This window comes from Pseudomonas grandcourensis, from assembly GCF_039909015.1.
Classification (GTDB): Bacteria; Pseudomonadota; Gammaproteobacteria; order Pseudomonadales; family Pseudomonadaceae; genus Aquipseudomonas; species Aquipseudomonas grandcourensis.
In genome coordinates this window covers 1,218,979-1,231,008 of sequence record NZ_CP150919.1, presented here as the reverse complement: position 1 = coordinate 1,231,008, position 12,030 = coordinate 1,218,979, and the positions used below count along the sequence as shown (strand labels likewise).

General features: G+C 55.8%; 11 protein-coding genes. 3 read left to right on the top strand and 8 right to left on the bottom strand.

What is annotated here, in order from left to right; translation table 11 throughout:
• Nucleotides 1-9 precede the first annotated feature (9 nt).
• The 6 genes from AABM52_RS05385 to AABM52_RS05360 form a co-directional block, all read right to left on the bottom strand.
• Nucleotides 10-1,263, bottom strand: a complete 1,254-nt coding sequence (locus tag AABM52_RS05385) for a hypothetical protein (RefSeq protein ID WP_347910827.1) — start codon at nucleotides 1,261-1,263, stop codon at nucleotides 10-12.
• 61 nt (nucleotides 1,264-1,324) lie between these two features.
• Nucleotides 1,325-1,813 (bottom strand): CS1 type fimbrial major subunit, encoded by a 489-nt coding sequence (locus AABM52_RS05380; protein ID WP_347910826.1) that lies wholly within the window; start codon nucleotides 1,811-1,813, stop codon nucleotides 1,325-1,327.
• Between the two features lie 76 nt (nucleotides 1,814-1,889).
• Nucleotides 1,890-2,630, bottom strand: coding sequence for a molecular chaperone (locus AABM52_RS05375; RefSeq protein WP_347910825.1), 741 nt, complete (start codon nucleotides 2,628-2,630; stop codon nucleotides 1,890-1,892).
• Nucleotides 2,631-2,683: 53 nt separating this feature from the next.
• Complete coding sequence (locus tag AABM52_RS05370; RefSeq protein WP_347910824.1) at nucleotides 2,684-3,964, bottom strand: hypothetical protein; 1,281 nt, start codon at nucleotides 3,962-3,964, stop codon at nucleotides 2,684-2,686.
• 29 nt (nucleotides 3,965-3,993) lie between these two features.
• A complete protein-coding gene (locus AABM52_RS05365) occupies nucleotides 3,994-6,516 on the bottom strand; it encodes a CS1-pili formation C-terminal domain-containing protein (RefSeq protein ID WP_347910823.1) in 2,523 nt (840 codons plus the stop codon).
• A gap of 136 nt (nucleotides 6,517-6,652) precedes the next feature.
• Nucleotides 6,653-7,138 carry a CS1 type fimbrial major subunit gene (locus AABM52_RS05360; protein WP_347910822.1) on the bottom strand — a complete coding sequence of 162 codons (486 nt, stop codon included), beginning with the start codon at nucleotides 7,136-7,138 and terminating at the stop codon, nucleotides 6,653-6,655.
• Between the two features lie 504 nt (nucleotides 7,139-7,642).
• Here AABM52_RS05360 and AABM52_RS05355 point away from each other — a divergent pair.
• Nucleotides 7,643-8,218 carry a PadR family transcriptional regulator gene (locus AABM52_RS05355; protein ID WP_347910821.1) on the top strand — a complete coding sequence of 192 codons (576 nt, stop codon included), beginning with the start codon at nucleotides 7,643-7,645 and terminating at the stop codon, nucleotides 8,216-8,218.
• Nucleotides 8,215-9,000, top strand: coding sequence for a siderophore-interacting protein (locus AABM52_RS05350; protein WP_347910820.1), 786 nt, complete (start codon nucleotides 8,215-8,217; stop codon nucleotides 8,998-9,000). Before AABM52_RS05355 ends, AABM52_RS05350 begins: the two co-directional genes overlap by 4 nt.
• A 189-nt stretch (nucleotides 9,001-9,189) precedes the next feature.
• On the opposite strand, the gene AABM52_RS05345 is transcribed toward AABM52_RS05350, so the two are convergent.
• The gene (locus tag AABM52_RS05345) at nucleotides 9,190-9,831 is read right to left on the bottom strand and encodes a Pr6Pr family membrane protein (RefSeq protein WP_347910819.1); all 642 of its coding nucleotides are present in this window, start codon (nucleotides 9,829-9,831) and stop codon (nucleotides 9,190-9,192) included.
• A 2-nt stretch (nucleotides 9,832-9,833) separates the two neighbouring features.
• A complete protein-coding gene (locus tag AABM52_RS05340; protein WP_007985772.1) occupies nucleotides 9,834-10,064 on the bottom strand; it encodes a VF530 family DNA-binding protein in 231 nt (76 codons plus the stop codon).
• A gap of 306 nt (nucleotides 10,065-10,370) precedes the next feature.
• Between AABM52_RS05340 and AABM52_RS05335 the strand changes: the two genes are divergently transcribed.
• A complete protein-coding gene (locus tag AABM52_RS05335; protein ID WP_347910818.1) occupies nucleotides 10,371-11,753 on the top strand; it encodes a carbohydrate porin in 1,383 nt (460 codons plus the stop codon).
• The last annotated feature ends 277 nt before the right edge of the window (nucleotides 11,754-12,030 follow it).

The following is a 12,030-nucleotide window of genomic DNA, read 5'->3' as shown; positions in this document are numbered from 1 at the left end:
GGCGCGCGATCAAATCACTTCCGAGTCCCAGATCACTGTGACATTTCCCGTATAGGTTTTGGCACCGTCCTTTTGCAACATCTGTTCGACGTGCTCCCGTGCCACTTCAAAGTGTAGGACTCCCGGCTTTCGATCGACGTATAAACCAGGTTGAAACAACTCGGTACCACTACCATCAAGTCGCAGGGGGCGACGATCAACGGGTTGTCCCGCTCCATCGGTCAAGCCGTATGGCAGTGTCACGCTGGTATTCAAGGGCACAAGATCGGCAGAGCCCGTGTCGCGCAAACCGCAGGTGTTTCCGGCGATGAACTGGCACTCGAGCTGCATCTTGAACCGTGATGAAGCCGAGATATTGAATGTCTGGTCCCGGAACAACCGCACCGGCTTGCGTCCCTGATTCAACCAGGCTTGCCAACCGCCCTGAGGCACCAACTCAATGCGATTACCTCCCGGCGGGACGTCGACTTTTAGCGCATGCATGACATCCAGGGTGAAATTGAGTGTAATGGCGTTGTCGTTGGGGATCAGTACGTCGCCCATGTCGAAGTCCATTCCCGGACCTGTGGTGTAGGTCAGTGAACCTTTGTATTCACCTGAAGACATTCCCAGGGGGTTTGGGGTCCGGAGTTCATAGACGTACGAAACCGAAGAGAAGTTGAACCAGGGAATGTCGACAGAGGGTACCCTGCCACAAGCGCCCGCACCTTCGGGAACCAGCCAGAAAAAGGGCGAAAAAGCGACACCGGCAACCCCCACGGCAACACCGCTACAGGGAGCCGGCGCATAGCGCCATTGATTAAACCAATACCCCCCATGCGACCAGGCACTGACCCCTGGGGGTCTGGCCATACTCCAGGTGCCGCCAATTCCCGCGACTCTCATCTGAACCGTCTCCCGTTCGCCTGTACGGGAGTGAACGACCTCCAGACTCCGCCAACTGGATGGCACACTGAAGATCGCGCCCTGTCTGGGATCGGCATGATTGGCAAGAATAGGCTTTGAGGAATTGAATCGTAGACCGGGTACCTGCAGGCTGAAGATTCCCATCCTCTTGCATACAGCCGCAATCCATTGGGGGCAAACCCCGGTTTCCGGTGTTGTGTTCTTGAATTTGTTGAGCATCGGATTTGTCGGATCAGGCACAAACTCCGCCCGAATCTCCTGAACTACCGCATTGGCGGACGGAGCATACAACCCTGTTGATAAACCTCCCGCCAACGAAAGCACGGTCATTACTTTTAGCGAAAAAGAGAGTTTCATTGTTAACCAGCCTGAAATTTAAACGTGACGAAAACATTCGTCATTTGTTTCTAAAACAGGATCAAGGAGCACTCGCCTCAAAGATCATGTGCACGCTGCCGTAATACTCACCGGGCTTGTAACCGTCATCCGGCTTGACTGCCGCAATCACCAACTCCACGCGTTTACCGGTTTTTCCGTCAACTTCCGAAATGACGGGTGCATCATGTACCGTGAGCTTTACCCGATTGAACTGAACATCCAATGCAATGTTGTCCACGTCTCTGCCATTGCTCAAATAAGGTTCTTCACTTAATCGTGCAGTGATCTCGCCATTGCTGTTTTTAACGTCGAATTGTTTACGCAGCGGGCTTAGTGCCTGCGCAGTCAAATCCCAGGTCAGTTTCTGTTCCCGTCCAATCCAGTCCGGATCAACCGGCAACACATAGAATTCCGCGGTCGGGACGGTGACTGAGACTTCAAAGGTTTCTCGTTCAACTAGGGCATACGCACAAGCGCTGGCCAACGACAGCAACATCATCGAAATGATGGTCATCAATTCCTTAAACATGTGTCATCACCTGTTGGTACTGCACGCAATTAAAAAGGCTGAAAGCCTTGACACAACTTTCGTCCAACGCTCAGCGTTATCCCTTTACGTCCAGCTTCGTGGTTTTGGATCCTTCAACCATGGTGAAACGGTATTCCCGGCCTGCCTGTTTATCGAACGTGAACGTTCGACCGGCCAGAATGTGGTGCTTGGTAACGGGCTGACATTCCTGTTCATTCTTGACTGAACAGTCCTTGAACTCATCGATCACCACCACGGTGTTGCCGTTATTACGGATTCGGTACTGGCTGACGTCGTTCTCGATCACACTGTCGTAACGAGTATCTTTTGGACGCACGAAAAATACAGTGCCGTACCCGGCCAGTACGTTGACACCCGCTGACAGGCTCTTTTTGTAGTCTTCACGCTCTTCGACGGACACAGCAAACTCATCTTCCTTCTCCGGCACCACAGGCACGTAGCGCACACGGAAGTAACGTTCTTTTTCACGCTCCCCCATGTACAACAACCGCGAACCCTGCATGCCGTTGGCCGGCACGATCAAGCGTGCGGGGCTGGCCATCAAGCCATTGCGGGAAGTGCCATCTGCCTGGTTCTCCAGTGGAATTTCCCGGGACTTGCCATCGACGTCATAGATAATCTCGAGGATGTTGATCTTGACGAAAGCGGTGCTGTCACCACCGTTGAAAACACGTTTCAAGTAAGTACTTTTATCGCCATCCAGATAGTCGTAAACAACTCCGACATTAATTTGCGGCCCAGCCAGGGCTGCATGGGAAAACACAGAAAAACCAAAGAGTGCCAACAGACGTTTCATGACATACCACCTCAATAAAATAAAACCCTCGAATCGGATCCACCGACATGGGTTTAAACTTCCGAATCCCAGATCACCGTGACATCACCCGAGTATGTTTTTCTGACGCCCTCACTCAGCATCGACTCGACCTGTTCGCGGGCAATTTCAAAGTGCAGGGTCCCCGGTTTGCGATCGAGATAAAAACCGGGTTGAAAAAGCTCCGTACCCCCGCCATCCAGACGCAATGGGCGACGATTGACTGTTTGCCCCGCCGCATCGGCCAGGCCATACGGCAGGCTCACACTGGTATTGAGCGGCACCAGATGCGCGGATTCAGTGTCGCGTAACCCGCAGGCATTACCCGCCAGGTATTGGCATTCGAGTAACATTTTGAATCGTGATGACGCCGAAATATTAAAGGTCTGGTCCCGGAACAACCGAACCGGTTTGCGCCCTTGATTGAGCCAGGCTTGCCAACCACCCTGAGGCTCCAGTTCGATGTGATTACCACCGGGTGGAATTTCAACTTTTAGAGTGTGCTGAACTTCCAAGGTAAAGTTAAGCGTCAGATTGCTTTCACTGGGTAACATGTTGTCACCCATATCAAAGTCACCATGAGGCCCTATCTGATAAGTGATACTGCCAGTGTAGATCCCCTGACTCATTTTTAGAGGCTCGGGCGTTTCAAGCACATAACCAAAATCAAAACGTAAGTATTCAAAAGCAGGAATTGTATAAGCTGCCGTTTTAGTACATGTACCTCCTACCGGTGTAAGCCAAAACACATTGAACTCAGTAGGAATATGCCCACTCACCGAGGTGCCTACAGACGGAGCAGAAGGAGTGCGCCAGTTCAGCCCTGACCATAAAATGTGGTGTTCACCATCCAGACGCCCGACCAAATCAGACGCCGAAGCACTAAGTCTATACCGGGTGCCTATACCGGCAATACGTACTTTAACTTCTACTGCCTCACTGCTTGTCGCTCCCTCTCCTCCTACTTTGCTGACAGTGAAAGTTCTCCATTCGGCTGGGACCTTGAACATCGCTCCCTGCCGTGGATCACTATGTCGCCCGGGAATAGGATTACTCGAGCTAAACGTAATTGGTGTTCTTAAACTGAATATTCTTAAAAATTCACAGCTAGTATAAAAATCAAAGCAATAACCGGTAGACGGCGTCGTATTGATAAATTTATTGACCAACGGATTAGCCGGATCAGGACTGAACTTGGCCTGAATATCCATCGACGCCGCGACTGCGAACAATGGAGCCGTACTGAGAGCCAAGAACAAAAAACAATAACTCATCGCTTTTTTTATGGCGCGCACCGCATTCATATTGATAGACACTAAACTTCCTCCAGAGCCTCGACGGCTACTTAACCGGCCGTCTCGGCATTGCCAGTGGCATCCGCCAACGTATCCGGCGTACAGCGCAAATCACCAATCATCAGCACATCGTTTTCCCGCTGGGCGCTGTCCGGATCTAGACGGAACTGGCAGAGCAACCGGTTGCCGGAGCGCACTTCCAGGGTGGGAGAACCGGCGTTCATTTCCATGGAGAAGAAGCCGTCGATTTCGCTGACGCCACGACTGGCGTGGTTGATGATGTGATGGCCCTTGAGCGGCTTACCCTGAGGGTCGACCAAGCGTCCGAGCACGGTGACGGTTTTGCTGACGGTGATCTTGCGGTACTCCACGCCGCCCTTGTTCAGGTGATAGCTGGAACGGGGTGGCTGTATGTTCGCCGCAGGCACATGATTGCCTTCGAAATCGAAACTCACCGAGCTGCTTTTGTAAGCCGTGATGGGTACGAAGTTACGCCCCGGCCGTAGCACCGCGCTGCTGCCACTCAAGTCGTCCGCACGCAGGACAATGCCATCGATATCCGACTCCACATCGATGATCATGCCGGCGCCATCTCGGTGGTACTGGCTGGTCATGACCATCTTGCTCGCGCCGACGGCCACGGTGCTGTCCAGGTTAAGACCGCCGGTGAGATCGTTGTTGAAGGACGAGCGCTGAATAAAACCGTCGCCGTTGACCAGGTCCGATTGCATCGTTGCCATGGCATTCAAACCGACGCCGTAGGTATCAGTGATCGCCGTGGCCGAGACACTTTGCAGCAGGTGATCCTGAAGGTCTTTGCGATAGCTGATCGACGCGTTGTTGTCCCGGCCGCCATCCCGGTCCGTACGGGTACCGATACTGCCGGATATCTGCTCACCCGGACCGCCCAATGCAATGTTGACGCTCAAGTCGATACCGCGGTTTCTGTCATCACCCGAACTGAAACTTCCCGGCCTGTCGAACAACGACAACCGCCAGTTGGCATCGCTGCCAAACAGACGGGTACGCTGGGTCCATCCGAGATCCACCCCTGTGCCTTCGGTGTTGCCTTCACTGTGGGAGACTCGGGCATTGATCGAACTTTTGCTGGTCAGACGATGATTCACCGACAGCGATGAGTTACTTGTCTGACCAACAAAGACATTGCGCTGCCGCACTCGCGTACCGTCCGGTAACGTGTCGTAGAGCCGGGTCGTGTCGAGCCAACTACGGTTGTGGCTGGCGACGATGCTGCCGCTGCCATAGGAATAGAGCCCCTGAACATCAAGTCCGGTGCCGTAATCCTCGGTTTGGTAGACGCTGGCATAAAGACTGGCACTGTTGACGATCGCCCAATCGAGCGAGGTTCCATACTGCAAAGTGTCCCGCACTTGTCGCCCGCTCAGACCAAGGATGACTCGTGGATGCAGCAGAAAGTTGAATGCCGCTCCGGCGGTCATGTCGCCGTCGTCCTGCTCGTCCCAGTTGCTTAGCACTTTGGATTCACGGCCGGCGAACAGGTTGTAGCGCCAGCGCTCGTCGTGATTGCGCCAATTGCTGGGTTTGTAGATCAGTTCCTGAGAGCTGGAGGTGATTTGACCGTCTTCGATCAGGCGCACTTCCACTTCATAGATCCCACCCGGTAGCGGTCGGGTATCGAGGGTCTGTAGCCCGGCGGGCATCGCCTGGGTATTGATCAGCAAGCCGTCGCGGTAGATCTCCACCGAACCCTGGCGATTGGCGGTGACATAAATCGGATAGACCGCCGGTTTCGGGTTGTTGATCGCCAGGCTGTCCGAGCTGCCGTACATGACGCCGAATGCCGTGTCAGGGCTGGTGCCAAAAGTACGCGGTTGTCGCGTCAACCCTTCGGACGAGGGCGTGAAAAGGCCCAGGCGCAGGAAATTACCTTCCAGTTCGCGCTGTGTGAAGAGCTCATTCACCGAGTGAAAGAGCTGGTTATCCGGGCCACCCAATCGGGACAGCTGAATGTTTACCGCTTGGGTCCAGTTACCCAGACTGCTGCTGGCTTCAAGACCATAGCGTCCGCCCAGGTCCTGATTCTGGCCACCGTTGAGATTCAACTGGTTGCGTACGATCAACCCGGTGCTGCCGCCTTCAGGCAACGCATAGTAAAGCTGCGCCTGCTCGTCACGCTCGGCGTTTTGCGTGAGAATCGAGACCAGAGAGTTTTCAAGGCTGTAGTGCACGGCTAGCAATTGCTCGGGGCATTTAGTCTGACAGCCGCCCAGTGCTACACCTTGTTTCAGATAACTCGACCAAGTGTCGCGTTCGCTGGCTTTGATCATGCTGTCGCTGAAATCAGTGAAGTCAACTAGGGCGATTCGATCGTCGCGGGTTAACACCACCATCGCCTCCCCCAGAAACTGTTGATCAAGTTCCACGCGCACCGCTAATGGCACATCAAAAAAATGCTCTTCAAACTCGCTAGGCAAACCTTTGGCCTGCGCTAACAAACTTCGAGGTGTTTGGCCACTTTCCGCCGCTGTAGCCAGGGCCGTTGCGCAAAAAAAAAGGGCAAGCGCCGTCGCGATGGGAGTCATCGGGAACATGAACGAGATACTCTAAAGATAAGTGCGTTAAACCCGATCGATGGGCAGTGATTACCCATCGACCGGTAAGCGTTAACGAATAAAGAACCGACTTAGTTCATAACCGTATTACGGGATACGCCTACGGCTTCGAAAATCAGGTGCGCGGAATGGCATCAAAAATCACAACCGGGGTGGCGGTGTATAGACCTGCCTGAGTGGTAGTTGGTTTGGCCGCCGCAATCACCAGATCAGCCCGCATACCAGCGTTGGACTCAGTATCGCCGACCACTTCTTGAGAAGTTCCGGTCAAGGTTACGCCATTGAAGGTGTAGGTCAGCGCGATGCTGTCGGCACCATTGAACAGAGGTTGCGGACCACCTTCTACATAAGCGTTAACCGAACCGTTGGTGTGCCGAACGTCGTAAGTTGCACGCAACGGGCTCAAGGTGCCGTCGACCAGATTGTAGGCCATCGTTTCATCTTTACCGAAGTCAGGGTTCACCGGTTGAGCGTGAAAAACCTTGCTTGGAATGGTGGCACTGATGTTGATTGAGCTACGAATTTCTTCTGCGGCAAACGCCATCGAAGAACTCAGGGCAATAACAGCCAGGGGAGCAGCGAACGCGATTTTCTTGAACATCTTTCAGTACCTGTGTTTTTAAAAGGATTACGTACTGAAAGTTCATACAGAGCAAAAACTGTCACGAGCAGCCACTGCTAAGCCGAACTTTCAACGCCGAAAGATGATCGATCAATTTATCTTTAAAGTAAGCAAGAAAATTCCTGCAAGTGCGTAGCCGGAGTGCCATGACAGCAGAAAGAAAAAAGCGTAAACAACTATAAAACCAATGTTTGACTGTAAGAGACAGACTACAAACAGCTCCTGCCCGCCATGACACTCGAGATATTAACAAAGTAACTTCTGTAAGACCAATACCACAACCCCAGTAAACAATGGAGCAAACTAATCTATTAGAGAGTTAACACTAATTCTGGAGGTTTTACCTTTACTAATAAGCACTATTTTTTCGATTTGACCCTCAAGCCATGGCCGCGCCAAGGGAGTGCCGTTGGTCGGGAGCCATTGCCAGATCGTTAAGATATATCTTAAGTTGTATCTAAACACGACGAGAGAAAGCAGAAAATGAGAGACCATCATTCCCCCCACCGTGAGCACGGCGATGGCCGCGACGGCTTCGAGAAACGTCCCGCCCGCGAACGCGGTGGCCGCGGTCCCCGGGTGTTTGCCCCCGGCGATTTGAAATTATTGCTGCCGGCATTGATCGCCGAACAGCCGTGCCATGGCTACGACCTGATCCGCCAGATCGAAGGCATGTTCGAGGGCGCCTACTGCCCCAGTCCCGGCGTGATCTACCCGACCCTGACGTTCCTGGAAGAAAGCGAACTGATCCTGGGCGACGCCGAAGGCGGAAAAAAACGCTACGCCATCACCGATGCCGGACGTCTATTCCTGCAAGAGCAAGCCGTTGCCCTGGATGGCGTGCGGATGCGCATCGACGTCAGCAAGCGTTCGCTGCGCGGCCATGATCGCCCGGCGGAAATCCACGAGGCTGTGCATAACCTGCGCCACGCCCTGCAAATGCACCATGGGCGCTGGAGCCCGGACGAAATCCTGCGGGTACGCGACCTGCTCAACAACACCGCCAAAGCCATCGTCGACGGCCCCGCCGTTCAACCCGTTCAGGAGAACGCCGAATGACTGAAGTCATCGCCTCAACCATTCACCGTGTCATGCACGAAATCAAACGCCGTCGCCTGGAAGTGCTGCGCGTGGTCGACCTGACCCCGCGCATGCGCCGGATTACCCTGGGCGGCCCTGAATTGGCGGGTTTTGTCAGCCTGGGCACGGACGATCACGTCAAACTGCTGTTCCCGCAGAACGCCGAGCAGGCTGCAGCGCTGGAAACCCTGGTGCTGGGCGCCGGCAAGGACAACGGTCCGCTGCCTGAGATGCGCGACTACACCCCGCGCCGCTATGACCTCGATACCCTGGAACTGGACATCGACTTCGTGCTGCACGGCGACGGCCCTGCCTCGACCTGGGCGGCGCAGGCCCAACCGGGACAGTTCCTGCACATCGGCGGGCCACGGGGGTCGATGATCGTGCCGGACATTTTCGACAGCTACCTGCTGATCGGCGACGAAACCGCCCTGCCCGCCATCGCCCGGCGACTCGAAGGCCTGGCGGCCAACCGCCGTGCGCTGGTGATCGTGGAAGTGGAAAACGGCAAGGAGCAGCAAGTGCTGCACAGTGCGGCCGAGGTCAATGTGATCTGGGTGCTGCGCGAAGGCGGCAAGGACAATCTGCTGGCCACCGTGCACCAGATCCAGGTGCCAGCCGGCAGCCTGTACGCGTGGGTGGCGACCGAGAGCAAAGTGTCGCGGCAGATTCGTCGGGTGTTGCTTGATGAGCATGGGCTGGACGAGCAGTTCGTCAAGGCGGTGGGTTACTGGAAATTGGGGGACAGCGGCGAAGAGTGACTGGCGTCACTATGTGCCGAGGGGGCTTGCCCCCGTTGCGCTGCGAAGCGGCGCTAAAACCTGCGACCGGTGATGGTCTGGCACACCGCGTTTACCTGTTTTGCGACTGCTTCGCAGCCGAACGGGGCGGTGCGGCGATCCGACAAGCCCCCTCGCCACATAAAGCATTCCACACCGCCATATCCGCGCTCATGTTCGAGCCCGCCACCGATCCAGCCCGATCACCAACAACGCAATCACCACAAACCCCGCCAACAACCCGCCGGCATTGATGAACACCTGTGGATAACCCAGTTTGTCCACATCCACGAAGGGATACGGGTAAACCGCCAGCAGATGCCCGCGCAACAGTGAATAGGCGAAATACAGCAGCGGATAAATCACCCACAGCGCGATATGCCACACGCGCAATGTGCCCTTGGGCACACAACGCCACCAATACCCCAGGAACAGCAACGGCATGATGTCGTGCAACAGCTCATCGGCCAGCCATTGCCAGCCCTCGGGGTGCCACAAGTGGCGCAGCAGCAGGTTGTAGGCGAGGCTCACCACCGCGATGCTCACGGCAATCCCACTGCTGACCCAAGGCTGCAGGAACCAGCGTCGCGCGGCCGACTCGCGGGATGTCCACTCACAGGTCAGCACGGTCGCCACCAGGGTGTTGCTCAGCACGGTGAAAAAACTGAAAAAACTCACCAGCCCGCCGATCAGACTGGCGCCCAGCGTCCAGCGTGAATGGAAAATCAGGTACATCTGGATGCTCAATCCCGCCCAGCCGAGCATGGCAGCCGCGGCCACAAAACGACGGCGTAACGCAGACGGGTCGGCCATGTTCAAAGCGGTCGTTTGGTGCGCATCAACTTCACATACAAGCGTTCGACCTTCTCCCGCGCCCACGGGGTCTTGCGCAGGAACGTCAGGCTCGACTTGATGCTCGGGTCGCTCTTGAAGCAGCGGATATCGATGCGCTCGGCCAGCCCCGACCACTCGTAGTGTTCAACCAGCGCGTTGAGGATCTGTTCCAGCGTCACGCCATGCAGCGGATCGGTGTTGTGTTCGGTCATGCCGGGCCTTCGAGCAGAGTGGGAATTGGAAGCCGCGCACCTTACGTTAAATGTAGGTGAAACGGAAAAGATCGTCCGGACAAGTCCCGAGCCTGCGCAGGCAAACGCGCGGATGGAGTCACTCAAGACTGCGATCTTTTGTCACTGTTACCAAATCCGAAACGATGCATGTCAGCAAAAGCACTTTCTCTATTTGTAACAGAACATTATCCTTGCGCCCCGCTGCCTGCTGAAACGCTTCTGCTTTCGCTTCACGCCTGCTGCTTTCCGTTTATCCCCCAGAAAAAGATCAAGAATTCCGTCTCTATGCCTGACTTTAAATCTTTGCGAGACAGCGCTGTCTTTACAACTGCTGCCCAACGAACCATCCTGCCACTGATCAGCGGCCTCACCGCGCTGGGCCTTGCCTCCTGCGTTCAGGCGGCGCCTGCCTTCGATAGCGATTCACCGTGGATGCTCGGCGACTGGAACGGCACTCGCACAGAACTCGCGGAAAAAGGCTACGACTTCAAAGTCGATTACACCGGTGAAATGGGCAGCAATCTGCACGGCGGCTACGACCACGACCGCACCGCTCGCTACAGCGACCAGTTCGGCCTGGGCACCCACCTGGACTTGCAGAAAATCCTCGGCTGGGACGACGCCGAGTTCCAGTTGACCATTACCGAACGCAGCGGCAACAACATCAGCAACGACCGCATCAACGACCCGCGTGTCGGCGGTTTCACCTCGGCCCAGGAAGTCTGGGGCCGCGGCCAGACCTGGCGCCTGACGCAGATGTGGTACCAGCAGAAGTTCCTCGATGAAAAACTCGACATCAAGGTCGGCCGATTCGGCGAAGGCGAAGATTTCAACAGTTTCCCCTGCGACTTCCAGAACCTGGCTTTCTGCGGCTCCCAGGTCGGCAACTGGGCGGGCGACATCTGGTACAACTGGCCGGTCAGCCAGTGGGCGATGCGGGTCAAATATCACCTGACGCCAGAGCTTTATGCACAGGTCGGCGCGTATGAACAGAACCCGTCGAACCTGGATCGCGACAACGGTTTCAAGCTCAGCGGCAGCGGCACCCAGGGCGCGGTCCTGCCGGTGGAGTTGGTATGGACGCCGAAACTCAACGGCCTGCCGGGTGAATATCGCGCCGGTTACTACTACAGCAGCGCCAGCGCCACCGACGTCTACAAGGACAGCAATGGCCAGCCTGCCGCCCTGAGCGGCGAAGCCTACCGCAGCGCGTCGAGCAAACACGGTGTGTGGCTGGGCCTTCAACAGCAAGTCACCAGCGTCGCCAGCGACCACTCCAGGGGCCTGAGCCTGTTCGCCAACGGCACGATGCACGACAAGAAGACCAACGCCATCGACAACTACGTCCAGGCCGGCCTCGTCTACAAAGGCCCGTTCGACGCACGCGCCCGGGACGACATCGGTTTCGCCATGGCCCGCGTCCACGTCAACCCGGCCTTTCGCAAGAATGCCGAGGCGACCAACCAGGCCAATGTCGTTTTCGACTACGACAATCCGTCCTACCTGCCGCCCCAGGACACCGAATACAGCGCCGAACTCTATTACGGCGTGCACGTGACCCACTGGCTGACCGTGCGCCCGAACCTGCAATACATCCGCCATCCCGGTGGCGTGAACGAGGTCGATGACGCGCTGATCGGCGGGATCAAGGTCCAGTCGTCGTTCTAAAAAACACCGAAAAACCCTGTGGGAGCGACATGTGGCGAGGGGGCTTGCCCCCGTTGGGTTGCGAAGCGACCCCAATACTTGCAACTGCGGCGTGTCAGGCACACCGAGTGCAATGCTTTGCGACTGCTTCGCAGCCGAACGGGGGCAAGCCCCCTCGCCACAGAGCTCGCTCCTACAAGGGTATGCGTCAACCACACCAGTTTTACTTGAACCACGCCCGCACAAGATCGTCATCTACAGTGAACTTGCGCGGGACTCTATGAAACGTCACGGAGAA